Below are 21,197 nucleotides of genomic sequence, written 5' to 3' on the forward strand. Positions count from 1 at the left end.
ATCGATTTTTTGCGGCAAGGTGCGCGGTTGGTGGACGAAAAGGGTAGTCATAATGTTAAAATTTCTGCTGAAAAGTTTACAGCGGTTGACGGGTAACCCAGTTGACGAATTAACGAGTTCACTCGTCAACTGGTCAGCTCGTTAACTGTTCAACTGGTCAACTGCTTAACTGGTCACCTCGTCTACTTGTTAACTGGTCACCTCGTTAACTGGCCAGCTCGTCAACTTGTCAACTGGTTAAATCGTTCGCCTTTTCGTGTTTTGACCTAAATACGTCCGTTTTTTGACATAAGAACATAAGAAACATAAGGAAGGCATCTTTACTTTTTTCCTCATGATGTGCCGCAGAGAAAATGCTTTCAACTTGTAAATAAAGAATTGATAAGGGCCTCTGCCAACTTACTTTTTGGGAGCATAACCGCGTTTTGACACAGACAAAGGGGGCGGAATTTCAGATTTTATCGTATCTTTGTTCAGTACTTCGTACACGGGCGGGAGCATGTATCTTGCCTTTACGGCACAATGATAATAAACTCCTCTCAGTTTGTAGAGATGTTAAAAGTCTAGGTGACCTCAAAGATTAAAGTAAGGACAACTTAAATATTAAAATTCAAGACGACGTCAACTCATCCATTTATCCACTCTCTAACTCGTCAACTCAATATGATTGAACACCAACTCATCGTATCTATTCTGCTGGTTGTAGCCATCTGTTTGTTGGTGATGGTTAGTCAACGCATCAAGGTGGCCTATCCCGTGATGCTTGTTTTGGGCGGCATAGCCCTGAGTTTCATTCCCGGCATGCCGCGTTTGCACATCAATCCCGACGTGATATTCCTTGTTTTCCTTCCGCCGATACTCTACGAAGCCGCCGTGACCAACTCGTGGAAAGAGCTTTGGCGGTGGCGGCGCATCATTGGTTCGTTCGCTTTTATCGTTGTGTTTATTACGGCTTTGGTTGTGGGGTATATTGCCAACACGTTCATTCCTGGGTTCTCTGTTGCCCTAGGTTTCTTGATTGGCGGCATCGTTTCGCCGCCCGATGCCGTGTCGGCTGCGGCCATCATGAAGTTTGTGAAAGTGCCGCGGCGCGTGTCGGCCGTGCTCGAAGGCGAAAGCTTGTTCAACGATGCCAGTTCGCTCATCATCGTTAAGTTCGCCCTTATCGCCATTGGCACGGGCCAATTTGTGTGGCATCAGGCGGCCGCATCGTTCGTTTGGATGGTTATTGGCGGTGCAGGTGTGGGCGTGCTGCTGTCGTATGTGCTTATCAAGCTGCACAAGTGGTTGCCAATGGACGAGAATATCGACACCATGTTCACCATCATCAGTCCCTACTTGATGTACATCTGTGCCGAAACGGTTGAGGCCTCGGGCGTGTTGGCCGTGGTTAGCGGCGGTTTGTATTTCAGTTATCGCCGAATACTCATCATCGGTTCGTCGTCTAGACTGCGGGCCGAGAACGTGTGGAACTTCCTCATTTTCTTGCTCAACGGGTTAGCTTTCCTTTTTATCGGACTAGACTTGCCCGAGATAATGGCTGGACTTAAAGCCGATGGCGTTAACCTTTGGACTGCAACAGCCTACGGATTGCTGATTACGGGCGCGCTGGTTGTTATACGTATGTGTGCCGCGTTTAGTGCCGTGTTCATCACCCGCTTTATGAGTAAGTTCATCACTGTGGCCGATTCGCGTTCGCAAGGAATGGCCGGCCCCTTGGTTTTAGGGTGGACGGGCATGCGCGGCGTAGTGTCGTTGGCGGCTGCTTTGGCCATACCGCTCTACGTACCGGGCACACAGACGCCTTTTCCCGAACGCAGCATGATGCTGTATATCACCTTTGTGGTGATTATGCTCACGCTGGTGTTCCAAGGTTTAACGCTGCCGATACTGCTTAAATGGGTGAAATTTCCCAACTACGACGACCATCTGCCGTACGAAGAGACGGAACGAATGATACGAATAGGTATGGCGCAGGCCAGCCTGGACTATCTTCGGCACAACAACAAGTGTGCGGATGTTACCCGTTCGGCCCTGTTGAACAGTCTGGTTGCGCATTGGAACGAGCAGTTGGAAACAGAAGGGTCGGCTACGCTGTACGATGACGAGTTGCGCAAGAACTATCATAACATCCTTAACGAACAGCGGTTGTGGCTGAACAAGTTGAATAACGAGAACGAGAGGGTGGACGAGGAGATTGTTCGCCACTTCATTCACCGCATTGACTTGGAAGAAGAGCGCCTGCTGAAAGAGTAAGGCGGCTTTTGGGTGTGCATGGTTGCGTTACGGCTTGCGGTGGTTGGCAGCTAGGCGTAAGGCAGTGCCGATGCCGTTGCGTGGGCAACGGAAGGGCGTGGGGAGCGCAATGCGTTCTCGGTAAAGGCGTTTCGGCCGTTTCGTTCGTGTAGGCCGCCCTTTTTAACTATTTTTCACCAGCACCCCATTGGTTGCTATTGCCAAAGCGGGTAATAATGTATAATTTTGTAGTTTGTAAGCTTACACATTATTTATATATAATACACAATACTTCGTATGAAAAAACTAGTGATTATTCGCCACGGCGAAAGCGAGTGGAACCAAAAGAACCTGTTTACGGGTTGGGTAGACGTGGAACTGTCTGAAAAGGGAAAGGCAGAGGCAAAACGCGCTGGCGAACTGATGAAAGAGGCCGGGCTTGACTTCGATGTGTGCTACACGTCGTACCTGAAACGCGCCATCAACACGCAACAGATTGCGCTTAAGGTGATGGAACGCGAGTGGTTGCCCGTAATTAAGTCGTGGAGACTGAACGAACGCCACTATGGAGCACTCTCTGGCCTCAACAAGAAAGAGACGGCAGAGAAGTATGGCGACGAGCAAGTGCACATCTGGCGCAGAAGTTTTGACGTTCGTCCGCCCCAAATGGAAGAGGATAACGTTTACTCGGCCCGTAAGAACCCTGCTTATCGCGACGTTCCCGTTGAGGATGTGCCCATGTGCGAGAGCCTTAAAGACACTATCGCTCGTACCGTTCCTTACTTCGAAAACGAGATTAAGCCTCTGGTGATGGAAGGAAAACGCGTGTTTATCGCGGCTCATGGCAATTCGCTGCGTTCGCTCATTAAGTATTTCGAGAACATCTCCGACGAGGATATCATCAACGTTGAAATTCCCACAGGTACGCCACTGGTTTACGAATTCGACGACGACTTTAAGGTAACCAACAAGTATTACTTGAAGTAATTTGAGAAAACAACTGAGCTAGGTGTACGGCTAACGCCATCGGCAAGCCTAGCCCATAAAAAACTGCACCCCAACCTGCTCTTAGTAAGGTTGGGGTGCAGCTTTTAAGGCATCGCCTATCAACGCGTTCGTCATTGGTTTTGATTGTCGGTGTGCTCTTCGCTGAAAGCGGCAGCTTCGGCCGCGGCGATGATTTCTTCGCGCGACTGTTGGCGAGCCGTGATATGGCTGAGGTCGAATTCGGGGTCGTCGTCAAAGTCAAGCGTCTCTGTGCTTAGCTCTTCAGGTTCCCGTTCTGCATACAGGCGTTGTCGTTTTCCCTTTGGCTCGTCTTTGGGTTTGTCGTCCCTAAACACCTCCATCGGCTTTTCTTCCGCCTTTTCGTTCGTTCGTCTTTCTTGTTTCTTGGTTTTTTCTTCGGCACTGCTTGGCACTTCGGGCTTGTCTGTCACCTTATCGCGTTGCGCATCATTGCGTGTCTTACGTTCGTTAGCACGCTCCGCCTTCTTTTCTGCGGTGCGTTCTTCCGGGCGTTCGTTGGTGCGTTGGGTGGCCGAACGTTCTGCCTGTTCGGCTGTTGGCAGGTTGGCTTTCGGCTTGTTGGCCTCGTTTGCCGTTTCCTTTACCGATGCCTTTGCCAACTCTTTTGGTGCCGATTGCGGTCCGTTTGCGGGTTTTACGGGCAGCAGTTGTGTTGTTGCGGCCTTGTCGTTGCCCTCTGCGTTGCCCTCGTTCTTAGTTCGTTCGGCCTTGGCAGCAAACACACGGTCGATGAATTGCGGCTCTTTTTTCAGCCTTTCGAGCGTAAGTTTCGATGCCAACTGCTGACTTTCCTTCTTGCTGTACCCTCGGCCGTTGCATCCTTCAACGCCTTCCAGGTGAACGCAGAAAAGGAAGAAGGGACTGCCATTTTTGTCCTTGCCCTGCTCTTTTACGATAAAGTCGAGTTTTACGCGGTTTTTCTGGCTCCATTCAATAAGCTTACTCTTAAAGTTCACCTCCTTGTAAGCCACCTTATCAATGTTAATCATCTTGGCTAAGATGCGCTTTTCCATGAATCGCATGCAGCTGGAATAGCCGCGATCAAGATAGATGGCTCCCACCAGTGCCTCGAAAGCGTTGCCGCCCATGTAGCTGTTGTGCGATGAAGTGTGGCCAGAGGACAGTACCAACCTGCTGATACCCATCTCTTGCGCCAACCTGTTAAGCGTTTCGCGCTGTACTAGTTTACTTCGTGTGTTGGTAAGAAAGCCCTCCCTTTTGCCGGGGAAGTGTCGGTAAACAATGTCGCCCACGATGGCGTCGAGTATGGCATCGCCCAGAAATTCAAGCCTTTCGTTGTTTACAGGCTTGCCGTTTGCCCCCCGTCGCATTACGCTTTTGTGCATCAGGGCGAGCTTATAGTAGCTAATGTTTCGCGGATAAAACCCAAGAATCTCAAATAAAGACGAGTAAAGCTCCTTTTCCTTACGGAAAGGGAGCCTCACCCTGTCGATAAGATTACTCAGCATACTTCTTGAAGATAACACAAGCGTTATGTCCGCCAAAGCCAAAGGTGTTGCTCAGTGCGGCACGCACCTCGCGCTTTTGTGCCTTGTTGAACGTGAAGTTGAGGTTGTAATCAATGTTCTCGTCCACGTCGTCGTCGGCGTGGTTGATGGTTGGGGGTATGATGTCGTTCTGCACGGCCAACACCGTGGCCATGGCCTCTACTGCACCAGCAGCTCCGAGCAAGTGTCCCGTCATTGATTTGGTTGAGCTGATGTTGAGTTTATAGGCTGCATCGCCGAACAGTTCCTTGATGGCCTTTGCCTCCGAGATGTCGCCCACAGGTGTCGACGTGCCGTGCACGTTGATGTAGTCGATGTCTTCGGGTTTCAGTCCGGCGTCTTCCATTGCGTTTTGCATCACCAGTTTGGCGCCTAGGCCTTCGGGGTGGCTGGCCGTGATGTGGTGTGCGTCGGCACTTGCGCCCTCGCCAACCATCTCTGCGTAAATCTTAGCTCCGCGAGCCTTAGCGTGTTCCAGTTCTTCCAGTACCAGGCAGCCAGCTCCTTCGCCCATAACAAAACCGTCGCGACTTTTGCTGAACGGGCGCGAAGCGTGTTCGGGGTCGTCGTTGCGGGTGGATAGCGCGTGCATGGCGTTAAATCCGCCTACGCCACAGCCGCATATTGCAGCCTCGGCACCACCGCTGACGATGACGTTGGCCTTACCCAAACGGATGAGATTGAAGGCATCTGCCAAAGCATTGGTAGATGATGCGCAGGCCGAAGTGGTGGCATAGTTGGGCCCGTGCAGGCCGTACATGATGGAAATGTGCCCGGCAGCGATGTCGGCAATCATCTTAGGGATGAAGAAGGGGTTGAACTTGGGTTCCTCGCCGAGGTGCTGCCCATAGTAAGTAACTTCCTCTTCAAAGGTCTTGATACCGCCGATGCCAACGCCGTAAATCACGCCAATGCGGTTACGGTCTTCTTTTTCCAAGTCCAGTGCGCTGTCTTTGATGCCCTGCATGGCCGCGATGATGGCCAATTGGGTGTAGCGGTCCATCTTGCGTGCCTCCTTCCGGTCGATATAGTCGGTTACGTTGAGGTTCTTCACCTCGCAAGCGAACTTGGTTTTGAAATTGGTGGCGTCGAAATGTGTGATGGGTGCTGCGCCACTTTTACCGGCCAACAGATTAGCCCACGTCTCTTCGGGCGTGTTGCCAACGGGGGTAACGGCTCCAAGACCCGTCACTACTACTCTTTTTAACTCCATTGAAATGAAAAATATTGCTTTTAAGGGCGTTTCAACCAAACGCGTTGAGTGGAAAAGAAAAGGTCGTTAAGAACACGTGCACCTTCGCTGTTCCACCCTCTTGATGCGAAAGTTGAAGTCGGCCTTGTTGTTAGTCCCCTTGGGGAAATGTTGAGTTAAGAGATTTTGGTTATGGCTCTGGCATTGCCAGAGGCCATAACCAAAAGCTTGTCACTTTACTTTGCGTTTTCTTCGATGTAAGCGATAGCGTCGCCAACGGTGCCAATCTTCTCAGCCTTGTCGTCGGGGATAGAGATTCCGAATTCTTTTTCGAACTCCATGATGAGCTCAACAGTGTCGAGCGAGTCTGCACCAAGGTCGTTGGTGAAGCTTGCTTCTGGCTTTACTTCTGCTTCGTCTACACCCAGTTTGTCAACGATGATAGCTTTTACTTTCGATTCAATTTCAGACATAATTGTAAAATTTAATAGTGTTTGTAAATAAATTTCATCCGATAATTTCGGGTGCAAAGGAAATCATTTTTATTCATACTCACAAGCATTTCGCTAAAAAAAGCAACTTAAATTGCACATATACCCCCTAATTGTGCATTGATTTTGGCGATTTTAACTACTTTTTAGGATTTAGAAAGGTGTTTTAAAGCACGATGCGGGGTACGGAGCGGGGCACATTTTTTGGTGAATTTCACCGATTTATCCTTTCTTGCTTGTGCCGTTTTTTTTAAAGAGGCTGTTTGGAGTGCTTGTTTTAGTGGCTTTTGGGGTGTCTGCAACAAACCCATGTTTATGCATTGGTGTCAGTACGCTTATGTTGAAGAGCTTGTTCGGGTTGCGGTTGGTAACCTCGATGCCGTGCGCGGGTGTCAGTGCGCTTATGTTTAAGAGCTTGTTCGGGTTGCGGTACTCCGTTTCCAAAAATTGGGTTTGGTGTCGGTACGCTTATGTTTAAGTGCTTGTTCGGGTCGCCGTTGGTAATCTCGATGCCGTGCGTGGGTGTCAGTGCGCTTATGTTTAAGTGCTTGTTCGGGAGGAAACGCACGGCGACAGTGAGCCCGACGGACAGGAAACACAATCGTGTTTCTGCTGCATAATCATTGGCTTGTCGTGCATAAAGTGGGGTGGAATGCGTGTGTTACAGGTGGGTTAAAGGGGGAAGGAAGGCCGCAAGAGCCGTCTTTCCTCGTTGCTGCTTGTCGGCATAAATACCCTTTTTGAGGGCATAGAAATGGGTATTAAGGGCGAGGGAGGGTAAAAGATGCGCGTGCGGAAGGCGAAATGCAGGCCTCGTGATGTGCTCTTCGCGCGTGCGCGCGTAATATATAAGGTGTATGTGCGGCAAGACAACGACGATAGAGCCGCACTTCCGAGCTCCTTTCTAGGGGGAGAGGGGAACAGTACGCTTTTTAATAGCACTACTAAACTCTCGCAAGTGGATAAGTCGAAGGATGATTTGTTCGCTTGCGAGAGTTTAGTGTAGTAACCGAATTTGTGCCAGCTAGCACAAAACGGGTAATGGATTTGTGGTTGTTTATGCTGTGTTTTCAGTTGCAGCACAAGCAACAGAAGGCTTGCTTGCCGTTAAAGGCAGGGCACAGGTTTTAAGCAATGCCAAGTTTGCTAGGCATTGCAGGGGGTGAACAAACATGTTCGTTAAAGGCGTTGTGCCTACTTGCGACGTTTGTATTTTATTGTATCCTTTGTCTTTAAGTTGGTGAGTGTAAGTACGTCGCCGTTGATTTCAACCTTGAAATCCATCTCAACAAGGTCGCGCCCTTTGGGACAGGTGCTGCGCAGGTGTAGGGTGTTGTCTTTGCATCCGAAGTCGCCCTTGCGAACCAGTTCGGCATTGCCGTCAACGATGGCATGCTTATCCCAAGTAAGGTCTTTGTACCATGTTTCGTAGGTGTTTGATTGTTCGCACGAATTGCAATTGTTGATTTGCTGCCACGAGCCGATGAGTTGTTGAACAACGGGGTTGTCTCTGTCGTCGTCTGAACTGCAAGCGGCGAATGCCATGACAACGATTGCGAACATAGCGCATAACGATAGGTTCTTGATAGTGTGTAACATGATGTTTGGTTTTTAGTTTATGGTATAAATATAAGCGTGTTTAGATTGTTGTTACCCACGCAGGTGGAACGCTTTTGGTTGGTTTCGCTTAGTGAGCGACGGCTATTTGGGTGGGCAGTAATGATGTTTAGCCGGCTAATGGTGTTGGGTTATGGGGGGGTCCATGCGGCCAAACCATAGGCAGCCTTTTAACCGATTGTACTTTTCATGATGGCGCAGTTGAATAACTATGCCTTTTCACTTCGCAAAGTTACAACTAATTTGATTAATATGAAAGAAAAAGAGAATATTTTTAGGAGTTAAGGAGTTATGGAGTTAAGGAGTTAAGCCGTATGCTTGGTTGTGTAATGGGAAGTTCTTTTGTAAACTCGCGGGTTTGTTCGTTTGTATATGAGTTATGGAGTTAAGGAGTTAAGCCGTATGCTTGGTTGTGTAATGGGAAGTTCTTTTGTCAACTCGTGGGTTTGTTAGTTTGTGTGTGGGTTATGGAGTTAAGGAGTTAAGCCGTATGCTTGGTTGTGTAATGGGAAGTTCTTTTGTCAACTCGTGGGTTTGTTAGTTTGTATGTGGGTTATGGAATTGCGGAGTTAGCTACTACCCGAAGGGGAGGTGGCGGGTGTGCTGAGGGCTAAAGAACTATGGAGTTAAGGAGATGATAAGCTTGTAGCTGCAAAGCTATTGGCTTAACTCCTTAACTCCATAACTCCTTAACTCCTCACTCTTTACTGAATTCTGTCGATAAAATGTTTGGGAATGGTGGGCATTGCGCCGTTTTGTGTGCAAACGAAGGCGCTGGTTTCAACGGCTAGGCGATGGGCCTCGCTAATGGGAACGCCACTGAGATAGGCTGCACAGAAGCTGCCTGTGAACGAATCGCCTGCGCCAACGGTGTCGGCAACCTCTACTTTGGGCGTTTCTAAGAACGACATGGCTCCAGGAGTAAACACATAACTGCCGTTTACGCCGCAGGTAAGCACCAGGGCATCGAGGTCGTATTTGCCCAAGATGAGCCAACACTTGTTGGTCATGTCGAGACCGGGATAGCCAAACAGACGGCCAATGGTAACCAGTTCTTCATCGTTTATCTTCAATATGTCGCATCGCTTGAACGAGTCGAGCAGCAGTTCTTCGTTGTAGAAGTTTTGTCGGAGGTTGATGTCGAAGATTTTAAGGCAGTCTTTTGGGGTGGCATCGAGGAAACGGTGAATGGTGTTGCGGCTCACTTCGTTGCGCTGTGCCAACGAACCCCAGCACACGGCACGGCAGTTTCGGGCCACTTCTTCAAGTTCGGGGGTGAAGGGGATGTTGTCCCAAGCCACGCCTTCCTTAATGTCGTAAGTGGGTACGCCTTGTGAATCGAGCTCAACTTGCACCGTTCCTGTGGGGAAAGGCACGCGCGGCATCAGCACGTTGAGCTTTTTATCGGCGAATTTTTGGGCTATTTCGTCGCCCAAAGCATCGTTGCCCAAGGCACTAATGGCCAAGGTGTCTAGTCCGTACTGCGCGGCATGGTAGGCAAAGTTTGCCGGTGCGCCGCCTATTTTCTTTCCTTCGGGCAGCACATCCCAGAGTGCCTCGCCCAATCCTACGATAAGTCGTTTCATATCTTCTTTGTTGTTTTTAGTTAAGTATGCTTACTTTGCGCCAATCTTTCGGCCGTAAGTAAAGAGGTAGATAACGCCAAAGGCCATTACAACGGCGGCTCCCCATTGGCCAACGGCATCGCTGGCAGGCCCCATGAGGAGGGGGAATATGGTTCCGCCGAATAGTCCCATAATCATTAGTCCCGACACTTCGTTCTTCTTGTCGGGCAAGGACAGCACGGCTTGAGAGAACACGAGCGAGAAGATGTTGGAGTTGCCGAAACCAACCAACGCAATGGCGGTGTACAGGACGGCTTTGCTTTCGCCCACGGCTAGGCCCAACATGGAAAGCGCCATCATGACAACGGAAACGTAGAAGAAGGCGCGGTTGTTGAATTTGGCCAGTATGAACGAGCCGCTAAGACAGCCAAGGGTACGGAAAATGAAGTAAAGGCTGGTGGCAAAGCCTGCCTCGTCGAGGCCCATGTGCAGTCGTTCTTGCAGTATTTTTGGCGCGTGGGTGTTTGTTCCCACGTCTATTCCCACGTGGCACATGATGCCGATGAACGACAACAGCACGATGGGCGTGCCCAATAGCTTGATGGTTTGCATGAAAGAAGAGGGCTTATCCTTCATGGGTTCTTCTTCGATGGGCGTGGCCGACAGCATCAGGGTGGCCAAAATGCCGATAACCATGTAGATGGGGAAGAGTATGCGCCAGCCCAAACCAAAGTGGGGGATGCTGGCTGCTGCACCCCAAGCGGCGATAATGGGTGCCATGAACGAGGCAATGGCCTTTACAAACTGGCCGAAAGTGAGGGTGGCTGCAAAGCGGTCGCCACTGATGATGTTCGAGATGAGGGGGTTGAGCGAGGTTTGCATAAAGGCATTGCCGATGCCCAGCAGCGAAAACGAGATTAGCATCAGCTCGTAGCTGTTGCCGAAGAGGGGCAAAAGCAAACTGGCCACGGTGATGACGAGCGACACTAGCACCGTTTTTTTGCGCCCAATCTTGTTCATGAGCATGCCCGTTGGCACGGCAAAGATGAGGAACCAGAAGAAAACGAGCGACGGAAAGACGTTCGCGGCCGAGTCGGAGAGGTTGAGGTCGGCCTTGACATAGTTTGAGGCAATGCCCACTAGGTCTACAAATCCCATGGCGAAGAAGCAGAACATCACGGGAATGAGTGTGAGTTGGGTTGATTTACGCATAATTATTTTGTATTTAAAGCCTCACTCCCAGCCCCTCTCCGAGGGGAGAGGGGAGTGATATGCTTTGTTGTTTACTTGTTAAGATAGAATGGCTGGGGTGGCCAGTAGGGCTGGTCGGACCTGTCGGACTGGTCGGACAAGTCGGACAAGTCTGACTTGTCTGACTTGTCGGAGCTGTCTGACAAAGCCCTTGGCTTTACTCCTTAGACCCTTATTTCATCTCAAACGCCGATACATTGGCCTTATTTCCACCCGAATTTTCGAGCAGCAAGGTATTGTAAGGCGTTGAGGGGAACACCAAATTGGTGAGCGAAACCTTGCCTTGGGCATCTATAACCTCAACGCTACTCTTATCTACAAAGATGCGGAGCGTAGTTATCATACCGCGGGTTGGGGCAACGGTAACAGCTTTGAAAGCATCGCTGAAATCGGTTCTGCCGCTTTGCGTGCGGTCTACCGACAGCGTTTGTGCGGCCACATCGTAGCTAACAACAACCTTTTCGCCTTCGGAGTTTTGCAAAGTAAGGCGCGTTTTGCCCTTGGATTGGGGCTTAACAACCATCACTAACTCGTATGCGCCTTGCGCTGGGTTGAAGGTTCTGCGTGCCGAAGTGCTGTTTTTAAAGAACTGTGTGGCGCGAGCGGCTAATAGTTCTTTGGAAGGAGTGCGCCCAACATAGGTCTGACCATCGTGTTCAAAGAGGTCGAGGTCGCAGGGAATGGTGTTTGCCGAGCGGAATTGTAGCGTTGGAACTTGGTTGCCATACTGCCAATTGCTCATCCAAGTCATTAGTATGCGGCGACCTTGCGGTGCGTTATCGAAGGTGATGGCAGCGTAATGGTCCTTGCCGTAGTCCATCCACTTGGTTGTTTCGGGCTTGTCTTCGCAGGTAAATTTGAGTCCATCGAACTCGCCGATGAAATATTGCGTGGCGTTTCCGCCGAAAGGTCCGCCAGGGTTGATGTTGCAAATAAGCATCCACTTCTGCTTATCGGTGCCACGAACAGGCAGTTGCATCAGGTCGGGACATTCCCAAACGCCATCGTGGTTGCCGTATCCCTCGCCAAAACGGCTCTCGAATGTCCACTCTTTGAGGTTCTTCGACGAGTAGAATTGCATTTCTTGACCAGCGGCAAGCACCATTATCCAGCGTTCGGTTGGTTGATGCCAAAACACATGCGGGTCGCGAAAATCGGGTATCGGAGCCGTTATCACGGGGTTGCGGTCGTACTTGGTGAAGGTCTGCCCGTTGTCGGTGCTGTACGCCATGCTTTGCGTTTGGCTTTCGCCAGCCGTTGTATAGAAGGCCACCACCGCACCTGCGCCAAAGCCAGCCGTGTTGTTGTGGTCTACAACACAACAGCCGCTGAATATCGTTCCCAAGGCATCGGGGGCAATGGCAGTGCCTCGGTCTTCCCAATGCACAAGGTCTTTACTAACGCTGTGGCCCCATGTCATGTTCTCCCACTGCGAGCCGTAGGGGTTCCATTGGTAATAAAGGTGGTATAGTCCGTCTTTGTAAAACAGTCCGTTGGGGTCGTTCATCCAGCCGTAGGGCGGCGTGTGGTGGTACAGCGGACGCCACTTTTCGCGGTTGGCCGTGTCGAAGTTGTCGGTCATTGTCATGTTTTTCCAGCACACATAGTCGTTTAGGTTGCCGTTTTTACGAACATCGCCCTGCACGTGCACATCGAGAACGAAGGGTTTCCCCTTAACGGCATCGAGTGCAAGTGGCACGAAATAGTCTACGTGGTCGGCCGCCAAGCGCACGTTAAACGTTTCGATGGCGTTGTTGTCTACGATAAGTCGCAGGTTGCAAAGCTCTGCTTTCTCCTCAACGGGCAACAGCAAGTAACGCGTTGTGGGCGTATCGAAAGCCAGCATACAATGGTTTTTGCTGAGCATGTTCATCTTTTTGTAGGTGTCGGCGTGGGCAATGGCATGCGCCACAAAGAGCAACAATAGGGTTGTTGCCAGCCTAAGCATGGGTTTGGTTAGTCTCTGTGCCATAATCTTTGAATGGTTGTTGCGGTTTAGGCGATGCGCGTTAGGTTATGCATAGTTATAATTCTCTGCTCCAAAGATAAAACTAAGTGGGCTAAATGCCAAGTTTTTACGCATCGGATATGGGCGGATTAATGTTTATTAACGGGGCAATGCGCTGTGTGCGAACAACGGGTTGCCTGCGACACTTGGCCAAAGACAACCCGTTGAGTGATAAGTTGGTTATTTAGTTGTACCTACGTTGAGGTTGCTAACGTTCACTTCGCCGCCATAGCTGTTGATGCTCCAGCAGTTTTTGGCCATGTTGTAGATGCGGTTGGTGTAGCAACACACATCGTTGATGTACATCACCAACACGCTGTTGTCGGTGTAGATGGTTACGTTATAGGTGTTGTCGGCCGGACGGGCAAACACATAGCCGTCTATTCCCTCAACAAAACCCTTGCCCTTCGAGCCTTCTTCCTCGAAGTTCACCTTACGTTTGTCGGCTCCTTCGGGGTTAATCACTAGGGTGTACCACTTTTCCGAGTCGGTTCCACGAACAAACGAGATGCCGAACTTATCGGTGTTGGCGGCCGTTTTCACGGTGAAACTGATGCGGTTTACCTGTCCCAATCGGGGGAATAACGCCCAAGCCTCGCCTTGTAGCTTCATGTTGGCACCGTTTTGCGTTACCCCTTGCGTGCTTTGCGCCATCACCTTGGGGGCGGCGTTTTGGCCAAACTGCGTGCTAATGGCAGGCACTTCGCCAAGTGTTAGCGTGCCGTCGGCATGCTGTATCAGGCGATGCACCACTAGATTGCCTGCCCATTCGGGCTCGTGGGGATAAGCCCCAACATCCGTATTGTTGTTTCCAGGACGTGTAGGACACCATCCCCAGATGTAGCGGTTGGTGCCGTCGCTAGCCGTTTTGCCTGCATAGAAACCGCGACTGTCGAGAAATCCCTCGTGGTCGTCGGGCCATTTGCCTGCATCGTTGGCCGTAGCAGCCTTCAATTCGTCGAGGGTGCGCCCCTTGAAGTATTGCACGCGGCGCACGGCAGCATGTTTTTCGCTGTAAACCAAGTACCACCAATCGCCCATTTTGAAGAGGTCGGGACACTCGTAAAAGCGATCCCACATCATTGTCATAAACACTCCGACGTGTTTCCACACCTTTAAGTCGGCCGAAGAAAACTCTGCCAACACGCCTTTTCCATCCTTATAGGTGGCCACGAGCATGCGATAACCGCTGCCATCTTCGGCCTTATATACGTATGGGTCGCGGAAATCGTTGGCGCTATAACCATAGTCGTTGCCGCGAATGGCGAACGTTTGGTTCTTGGTCCACGTCTTAAAGTCGGCAGAAGTGGCCACCATCACCACCTGTGCGTTGTCGCCTTGGCGTGGCTGATGCTTGTTGCCGGTGTAGAAGGTGTAGTAAGTGCGCTGCGTTTCGTCGTAGATGGTAGAGCCTGTGCCCAATGCCGCATCTTGTTCGGCAGCCCCTCCGCAGGGTATCAGTTCGCCTAACGAAGTGTAGTGAGCTGCGTCTTTGGTGCTGACTGCCCAAATGGGGTGATAGGTTGCAGCAGGGTTGGGACGATAATCTTGTAGATAAAGCACCTTAAAATCCTTTGCCACGGGGTCGAAGAAGGGCATGGGGTCGCCCACGAAACCTGCAAATGGCTTGTAATAGGTGTCTTGTTTCTTGTCGTCGACAGATTGGAAGAAGGTGGTTGTTCCCTGCCAGTCGCGCTCTTCAACTGTTGGCGCGTCGCTTTCGCAGCTTGCTAGCGGTGTGGCTAGCAAGGCAAACGAAGCGATGATATATGCTGTTTTGTTCATTGTTGCTGGGTTTATCGTTTAAGAAGGTTGATGGCGTTTCGCGTTAATGTCGCTACATTTTGGTGATAATGTGGCGTTACGGGGTCGATGCTGTACCAGTCGTAGCAGCCCGAACCGATGCAGATGATGCCGCCCTTGGTGCCGTTGGCGGGAATTTCCCATGCCACGATGGCGCCATCGCCACCATATCCAAGGTCGCGCGCACCGGTTTTGTTGCGCCAAGTGTCGTAATCGGCATATCCACCCCAGTCTGCGCCGATGTGCCATTGGGCAGTTGAGTTGGTGATGCGATAGCCGGCATCGCAGGTAAACACGTCGTTGGGGGCGTCGTTCTTCATCACGAGGTTGCGATAAAGCGCGTTATCGGTGTGTCCGCGCATGGAGAAACTCCACGGCGAACCCACTGTTTCGGCCTCGGCCTCATTCTGTCCCCAGCAGTTATTGGGTACGGCGTCGTTCTTCATCGCACCGATGAAGGCTGGCATGTTGGTGGCATAGCGTGTAAAGAGGAACGAACCGCCTGCGTTGTAGTAGTCGCGAAGGGCTACCGATGCCTCTACTGCGGCAGGTGCAGCTTTCTCGAAGGCCTCTTTTCCGTCCACTCCGCCGTCCTTATGATAGTGCCACCATATCACCTTACAAGCACTTAGGTCTATGTTTTTGTTCTTAATGTCGGCGAACGAGACGTAAAGCGAGTTGGGCACGTTGGCCAACATCCAACGACAAGCCGTTAACTCTTCGATGTTTAGTTGGTCCATGCTCGGCGCCAGTCCCACGAACACCACTTCGGGCTTACCAATCTTCGTAACGGTTACGGTGTAGGTGGTGGTTGCGGTGTTGTTGGTAACGGTTATCTGCACGGGTTTGGCAAAGCTAGTGGCCACTCCGCTGACGATAGAGGCTGTGGCGTTGTCGCTCAAAGTGAATGTGGGCACGAGCGAGACGAGGTTAAGTGCCTCGGGAACATAAACCGAAATGGTTTTCGCCCCTTCGTCTATGATGCCCGTATACAGGTCGTTAATCTTAAAGCTAGTTATCTTTGCCTCGTCGCGGCGCACGCTGATGGTCCAGTCTTCGTACACGTCGGCGTTGCTAACGCGCATCGCTCGGGGCGTGGTAAAGTCCAGGTGGTCGCCCTGTTTGATGTTGGCCGTTGCGCCTGCGCTAAGTTGCAGGGTGGTAAGTTCCATGTTCCTAACGTCATAACCTTGTGGAACGCGCACGGTAATGCTGCGTGTTGGCAGGTCGGTTGTGCCTTCGTATTTGTCTAATGCAATGGCTTGCACGTTGCAGTCGCCACCTAGTTGCAGGTCGCTAACGTTGCTTTCGCTGCACGCCGTTATGGCAACGAGCGTGGCAAAGGCCATCACAATTTGGGTTATCAGGGTTTTCATCGTTACCAGTCTCCTATGTTTTGTTTGTAATTTCCTTTCGATGCGGCCACCTGTGCATGGGGTATGGGCAGGTATTCGTTCTTGTTGGCGGTGAAGTGAGCACCGTTATATATGGCGCAATCGTTGGCCTCTTCGGCATAATACTTGTTTATCACGCTGGCAGCCTCGCCCCAACGCACAAGGTCGAAGAAACGTTCGCTCTCCATTCCCATTTCCAATCGGCGTTCCATCTTCACGATTTTGAGTGTTTGGGCTTGGTTGTAGCTGCCTGTGTATTGGCCAACATTGAGCCTAACGCCATATTGCGACTCGTAGTTGGCTATGGCTGCGGTGCTTTGTTTGGCTCTTCTACGTAGCTGATTAACCAGTGCCAGCGCCTCTTGCAGGTGGCTTCCGCCTAGCTGTGCCAAGGCCTCAGCACGTTCGAGCAGCACGTCGGCATAGCGGAACACGATGCGATTCATGGGTGTTCCCCACCACGAACCTTTGATAAGGTATCCGCTTTTGGGGTCGACGTTTTGCTTTAAAGTTACGTAATAGCCGTAAAGACCGTTCGAACGGCTCCATGTTGCAGAGCGGTCCATCATGAAATCGCGGTTAAACTCGTAGGGCAGGCCGGGCATTCCCACGGTGAGGAATAGGCGTGGGTCGGCATAATCGCGGCTCTTGTCGTAGTCGGCCTTGTTAAAGTCGTCTATTCGGGGCAGCCCGGCGTTGTCTGTACGATAGGCGTTCACGAGGTTTTGGCTAGGCTTATAGAAGTCGCAGCCGCCATCGGTAACGCCTGGAATGTTGGGCACAATCAGTCCGTAGCTCCAATTGAGGTTGCCGTATGTTGTTCCGTCGTTCATCGAATACTGCATGGCCCAAATGCTTTCGGGTCCGTTTTCGTACTGCGGTTCGGGTCGGAAGTTGTTGTGGAAATCGCTTTCCAATGCAAATCCGCCTGCGGCATAGATGTCGGGTGCGGTGTATTGCAACACCTTTTGCAGGTCTTCTGTCGAGATAGAGGTCACTTCGTTGCTGTTTTCGTTGTCTTGACGATAGGCCTTGTACAGGTAAACCTTAGCCAAGAAAGCGGCGGCAGCGGCTTTCGAGGGCCGTCCCACTTCTGTTTGGCGTGCGGGCAGCACGTTGTAGGCCTCTTCTAGGTCTTTGGCTATGAGTGCCCAACCCTCGTCGTTGCTGTATTGGCGGTTCGAAAGGTTGTTGTATTGTTCGCTCGTCAGACTTGGATCTACTACAAAGGGGATGAATTTGTATAGTCTTTTGAGCAAGAAATGACCGTAGGCGCGTAGAAATTTCATTTCGGCCAGGCGCTGTTCTTTCAGTGGATAGTTGGCTGCATCGGTTTGTTGCAGCAGCTCGATGGCGGTATTTACGCGCGATATGCCGTTATACAGCCGTTGCCACATGTCGCTGATGTTCCAATTGGTGGTAAGTATGCCTTGCGACACTTCCAGTTGGTGGAACACATCGCCGTCGCTCGTGCCGTTTCCACCCTTATAGGCATCGTCGGAACGTACGTCGAAGTTCCACATCGAGAACGAAGAGTTGATGTCTTCGGCCGAAATCCAGATGGCATAGGCCGATATAACCAGCTTGTCCACGTAGCGGGCATCTTTCACTTGGTCGTTGTTTAGCGTGCCCTGTGGTTTCTGTTCGCCCAAAAAGTCGCTACAACTAGATGCTAGTATGGCGCAAAGGGCTAATATGATGGTTGCTTTTTTCATTGTGATTGAACGTTTAGAAAGTGACGTTTAGGCCGAAAGTAAGGTTCAAGGGGATGGGATAGCCAAAGTTGGGGTTCTCCGGATCAACGCCCGTAAAGCTGCTGCTCTTGATGGTGAGCAGGTTTTGCGCGCTTACATAAAGGCGCAGGCGTTCCATCATGAGTTTCTTAACCACGGCCTGGGGCAGGTTATAACCTAGCTGTATGGTGCGTAGTTTGAGGTACGAACCATTCTCAACCCAATAGCTCGACACGCGTTTCTCGTTGGCATTGTCGGATAACGACAGGGCAGGGATGTCGCTTGAAGGGTTGGATGCGCTCCATGCGCCCAGCAAACGACGGCCTTTGTTCAAGAAACCGATGTTCAGACCGGCCCAAAGGTCGGTTTCTTTCTTCAAGTCTGAGATGATGTCTACACCCTGAACGCCTTGCCAAAACATGGTGAGGTCTAGGCCTTTGTACTCTAAGTAGACGTTAAGGCCATAGCTGAACTTGGGTACGGGCGAGTAAATCCACGTTTGGTCGGCCTCGGTAATCTTGTTGTCGCCGTCCAAGTCGCGGTATCTAATTCGGCCAGGGGCCGCTCCTTGCTGTTGCGCATGGTTGTCTACTTCGGCCTGACTCTTAAAAATGCCGTCGGCCACATAGCCCACTTGCGCTCCCATAGGATGCCCAATGACGCTCTTTACGCCGTTTCCGCCGAACGTTCCGTTAGCTGCCACGGTTTCTGGAAGCTTAGTTATCTTGTTGCGATAGGTCGATAGGTTGGCGGCTAGGTCGTATTTAAGGCCAAAAGCGGTGTTGTTGCGATAGCCTAAGTTCAGTTCCACGCCGCGGTTTTCCATCTCTCCGGCGTTAATCCATTGCGTGCTGCCTTCGCCCATGGCGGCAATGCCGACCATTTGCACAAGTATGTCGCGCGTTTTTTTATAGTACCAGTCTACACTTCCGTAGAGTGTGGCGTTGAAGAACGAGAAGTCGGCACCCAGGTTGGTTTGCGTGGTGGTTTCCCATTTAATGTTGTCGTTGCCTATTTGGTCGCGCTTAAAGCCCGAATCGAGTGTGCGACCGCCGTTGGTGCCTGCAATGTCGTAGGATGTGCCATAGCTTTGACCGCCGTTTTCGTTCACGCCGTAGTTGCTAACATACACGGTGTAGCGTGCGATGTTGGATATTTCTTGGTTACCCGTTTGTCCCCACGATGCACGCAGTTTCAGGTCGTCTATCCAAGAGGCGCTATTGAGAAAGCGTTCGCGGTTGATACGCCAGCCAAGCGATAGTGCGGGGAAGGTGGCATAGCGGTTGTTCTTGCCGAAACGCGATGAACCGTCGTGGCGAAGGGTGAGCGATGCCATATAGCGGTCGTCGTAATTATAGTTGAGTTTGCCAAAGAACGACACCAGCGAGTAACCCGAACCGCCGCCACGACTTTGTGCTGTGCCCACGCCTGCACTTGGCCACATGTAATCGGGCGAGAGAATGAGGAACCCTTCCTTATAAGCCGAGAAGTAAACGTCGTCTTGGCGATTAAGCTCCATACCCGCCATGGCGTCGGCGCGGTGCTTTCCGCTCTCCACGTTGTAGGTAGCCACGGCGTTCCACATCCATTTTGTCCAATGCTCTTGCTTGGGTTCAACGGCGTTGGTGTTCTTAGCCACGTTGCCTTCGGTAACGGGATAGGTGAAGAAACGTTGCATCTTTTGACTGTAATCCAAACCGAACGTGGAACGCAGGTTGAAGTTTTTGAAGGGGTTTAGGTTGATGTAAGCGTCGCCGAACATGCGCCAGTAGGTGTAGCGGTTGTCTTTGTTGCGCTCTAACACGGCTACGGGGTTGTAACGGTCGGGATAACCGCCCACAGGTCCGCCCCAATTGCCATCTGTTGTACGCACAGGTAGCGAGGGGTTGAACTGCAAAACGTTGGAGAGGAAACCGCCAGGAGCCTGCACTTCGGATGTACGGTTTAGCGTGAAGTGTTCGCCAACGGTGAGCAATTTGCCGATAAGCTTATATTCGGTGTTCATTCGGGCCGAGAAACGGTTGAAGTCGCTCTGCCTGATAATGCCCTGATTGTTGTAGTAGCCCAGTGAGAAATACGAACTGCCTTTCTCTGAACCGTTGCTGACTGCCACGTTATATTGCTGCACAATACCCGTGCGCGTGGTTTCGTTAAACCAGTCGGTGTCTGCCGCAGGTGTTTTTCCGGCTACGTCTAGATACTTCTTCATGCTCATTCCCTGCAATGTGGGCAGGCCTTGCGCATCGTATCCCCAATTGAAATGATAGCCCAAACCATTGGTGTTGGGGTCCATGCCATCGTTAACGTAGGCTTGCCACATCACCTGCCCATACTCCTTGGCATTAAGCACATCAAGCTTGTGTACGTAAGTGGCGGCCGAGATGGAGGCATCTAAGTCTACGCGTATGCGCCCGCTCTTGCCGCGCTTGGTGGTGATGATGATAACGCCGTTGGCGGCACGACTTCCGTAGATGCTGGCCGATGCCGCATCTTTAAGCACCTGTATGCTTTCTATGTCGTTACCGTTCAGCTCGTGCATGCCCGCCTTCGTGGGAACACCATCTATAATATACAGCGGGTCGTTGTCGTTAAGCGTACCCACACCGCGAATACGCACCGTGGCTTGTCCCGAAGGTGCGCCATCTGCGGTGATGTTCATGCCCGGCACACGTCCTTGCAAGGCTTTGATGGGGTTGTTCTCGTTTTGTTTGGCCAGGTCGTCTATGTTAACCACCGACACGGCACCCGTTAAGTCGGCCTTGCGTTGGGTGGTATAGCCTGTCACCACCACTTCGTTCAGGCTCTTGGCGTTTTCTTCCAAGGCGATGTTCATGCTTGGCGTGGCCTTCACTTCAATGGTTTTAAACCCCAAGTAAGATATAACCAGCGTTGCCCCGCTGTTCACTTCGAGTTTAAAATTGCCGTCGATGTCGGTGACAGTTCCGCGTGTGGTTCCTTTCTCCACAACGGATGCGCCCGTGATGGGTTCGCCGTCGGTGGCCGAAGTAACCTTTCCACTAACGTTTACGCCTTGCGCATGGGCAAGGGCGCATACGAAAATAGCCATCGCGATGATAAGAAGAGTTCGTAGCTGCTTCATTTCTTGTTGCGTAATTAGGTTTTATAAATATGTAAGATTGCTGCTTATAGGTGTAGTCCGGCGCGTCTTTGCATCGGCTGATGCCGTTCCACAAATTGATTTATGTCAATTTGGGTGCGCTTTCTCCCCATCTTCTGCGGTTGCAAATTTACTACGAACGCCCGTAAGGGGCTTGCAATAATCGTTCAGATGCTTGCAATAATCGTTCATGAAACATTTTTGCATGAGAAAGAAACGTTTAAAGGTGAAAAGGTGAAAGGGTGAAAAGGTG

The 21,197-nt window shown here is 51.1% G+C and carries 13 protein-coding genes; 2 read left to right on the forward strand and 11 right to left on the reverse strand.

Annotated features, from left to right (window positions below; genetic code table 11):
• The first annotated feature begins 663 nt into the window (after nt 1-663).
• The gene (locus HMPREF2955_RS05565) at nt 664-2,256 is read left to right on the forward strand and encodes a Na+/H+ antiporter (protein WP_210401279.1); all 1,593 of its coding nucleotides are present in this window, start codon (nt 664-666) and stop codon (nt 2,254-2,256) included.
• 276 nt (nt 2,257-2,532) lie between these two features.
• Nucleotides 2,533-3,222, forward strand: coding sequence for a 2,3-diphosphoglycerate-dependent phosphoglycerate mutase (gpmA, locus tag HMPREF2955_RS05570; protein ID WP_009230718.1), 690 nt, complete (start codon nt 2,533-2,535; stop codon nt 3,220-3,222).
• Between the two features lie 131 nt (nt 3,223-3,353).
• On the opposite strand, the gene rnc is transcribed toward gpmA, so the two are convergent.
• From rnc to HMPREF2955_RS05630, 11 genes are all read right to left on the reverse strand, one after another.
• Nucleotides 3,354-4,733 (reverse strand): ribonuclease III, encoded by a 1,380-nt coding sequence (gene rnc / locus HMPREF2955_RS05575; protein WP_070721690.1) that lies wholly within the window; start codon nt 4,731-4,733, stop codon nt 3,354-3,356.
• Nucleotides 4,723-5,985 carry a beta-ketoacyl-ACP synthase II gene (gene fabF / locus HMPREF2955_RS05580; RefSeq protein WP_070721692.1) on the reverse strand — a complete coding sequence of 421 codons (1,263 nt, stop codon included), beginning with the start codon at nt 5,983-5,985 and terminating at the stop codon, nt 4,723-4,725. Before fabF ends, rnc begins: the two co-directional genes overlap by 11 nt.
• Nucleotides 5,986-6,200: 215 nt before the next feature.
• Nucleotides 6,201-6,437, reverse strand: coding sequence for an acyl carrier protein (locus HMPREF2955_RS05585; RefSeq protein ID WP_006947693.1), 237 nt, complete (start codon nt 6,435-6,437; stop codon nt 6,201-6,203).
• A gap of 1,212 nt (nt 6,438-7,649) precedes the next feature.
• On the reverse strand, nt 7,650-8,054 hold the full coding sequence (locus HMPREF2955_RS05595) for a hypothetical protein (protein ID WP_070721695.1): 405 nt from the start codon (nt 8,052-8,054) through the stop codon (nt 7,650-7,652).
• 722 nt (nt 8,055-8,776) lie between these two features.
• Nucleotides 8,777-9,658: a carbohydrate kinase family protein gene (locus tag HMPREF2955_RS05600; RefSeq protein WP_070721697.1), complete on the reverse strand. Its 882-nt coding sequence runs from the start codon at nt 9,656-9,658 to the stop codon at nt 8,777-8,779.
• Nucleotides 9,659-9,688: 30 nt separating this feature from the next.
• Entirely contained in the window at nt 9,689-10,849 is a 1,161-nt protein-coding gene (locus tag HMPREF2955_RS05605) for an MFS transporter (protein WP_070721699.1), read from the reverse strand.
• Nucleotides 10,850-11,060: 211 nt separating this feature from the next.
• Nucleotides 11,061-12,860 carry a glycoside hydrolase family 32 protein gene (locus HMPREF2955_RS05610; protein ID WP_070721701.1) on the reverse strand — a complete coding sequence of 600 codons (1,800 nt, stop codon included), beginning with the start codon at nt 12,858-12,860 and terminating at the stop codon, nt 11,061-11,063.
• A gap of 216 nt (nt 12,861-13,076) precedes the next feature.
• On the reverse strand, nt 13,077-14,681 hold the full coding sequence (locus tag HMPREF2955_RS05615; protein ID WP_070721703.1) for a glycoside hydrolase family 32 protein: 1,605 nt from the start codon (nt 14,679-14,681) through the stop codon (nt 13,077-13,079).
• A gap of 11 nt (nt 14,682-14,692) precedes the next feature.
• Nucleotides 14,693-16,075: a DUF4960 domain-containing protein gene (locus tag HMPREF2955_RS05620; RefSeq protein WP_070721705.1), complete on the reverse strand. Its 1,383-nt coding sequence runs from the start codon at nt 16,073-16,075 to the stop codon at nt 14,693-14,695.
• A gap of 2 nt (nt 16,076-16,077) precedes the next feature.
• Nucleotides 16,078-17,808, reverse strand: a complete 1,731-nt coding sequence (locus HMPREF2955_RS05625; RefSeq protein WP_070721707.1) for a RagB/SusD family nutrient uptake outer membrane protein — start codon at nt 17,806-17,808, stop codon at nt 16,078-16,080.
• A 13-nt stretch (nt 17,809-17,821) separates the two neighbouring features.
• The gene (locus tag HMPREF2955_RS05630) at nt 17,822-20,926 is read right to left on the reverse strand and encodes a SusC/RagA family TonB-linked outer membrane protein (protein WP_070721709.1); all 3,105 of its coding nucleotides are present in this window, start codon (nt 20,924-20,926) and stop codon (nt 17,822-17,824) included.
• Between the last annotated feature and the right edge of the window lie 271 nt (nt 20,927-21,197).

Origin of the sequence: Prevotella sp. HMSC073D09 (assembly GCF_001814145.1) — a bacterium.
In the GTDB taxonomy this organism is placed as follows: Bacteria; Bacteroidota; Bacteroidia; order Bacteroidales; family Bacteroidaceae; genus Prevotella; species Prevotella conceptionensis.

Excerpts from the sequence above, each read along its gene's own strand:
- rnc (WP_070721690.1), bottom strand. The coding sequence starts at position 4,733 with ATGCTGAGTAATCTTATCGACAGGGTGAGGCTCCCTTTCCGTAAGGAA.
- HMPREF2955_RS05595 (WP_070721695.1), bottom strand. The coding sequence starts at position 8,054 with ATGTTACACACTATCAAGAACCTATCGTTATGCGCTATGTTCGCAATC.
- HMPREF2955_RS05615 (WP_070721703.1), bottom strand. The coding sequence starts at position 14,681 with ATGAACAAAACAGCATATATCATCGCTTCGTTTGCCTTGCTAGCCACA.
- fabF (WP_070721692.1), bottom strand. The coding sequence starts at position 5,985 with ATGGAGTTAAAAAGAGTAGTAGTGACGGGTCTTGGAGCCGTTACCCCC.
- HMPREF2955_RS05610 (WP_070721701.1), bottom strand. The coding sequence starts at position 12,860 with ATGGCACAGAGACTAACCAAACCCATGCTTAGGCTGGCAACAACCCTA.
- gpmA (WP_009230718.1), top strand. The coding sequence starts at position 2,533 with ATGAAAAAACTAGTGATTATTCGCCACGGCGAAAGCGAGTGGAACCAA.
- HMPREF2955_RS05600 (WP_070721697.1), bottom strand. The coding sequence starts at position 9,658 with ATGAAACGACTTATCGTAGGATTGGGCGAGGCACTCTGGGATGTGCTG.
- HMPREF2955_RS05620 (WP_070721705.1), bottom strand. The coding sequence starts at position 16,075 with ATGAAAACCCTGATAACCCAAATTGTGATGGCCTTTGCCACGCTCGTT.
- HMPREF2955_RS05585 (WP_006947693.1), bottom strand. The coding sequence starts at position 6,437 with ATGTCTGAAATTGAATCGAAAGTAAAAGCTATCATCGTTGACAAACTG.
- HMPREF2955_RS05605 (WP_070721699.1), bottom strand. The coding sequence starts at position 10,849 with ATGCGTAAATCAACCCAACTCACACTCATTCCCGTGATGTTCTGCTTC.
- HMPREF2955_RS05565 (WP_210401279.1), top strand. The coding sequence starts at position 664 with ATGATTGAACACCAACTCATCGTATCTATTCTGCTGGTTGTAGCCATC.
- HMPREF2955_RS05625 (WP_070721707.1), bottom strand. The coding sequence starts at position 17,808 with ATGAAAAAAGCAACCATCATATTAGCCCTTTGCGCCATACTAGCATCT.
- HMPREF2955_RS05630 (WP_070721709.1), bottom strand. The coding sequence starts at position 20,926 with ATGAAGCAGCTACGAACTCTTCTTATCATCGCGATGGCTATTTTCGTA.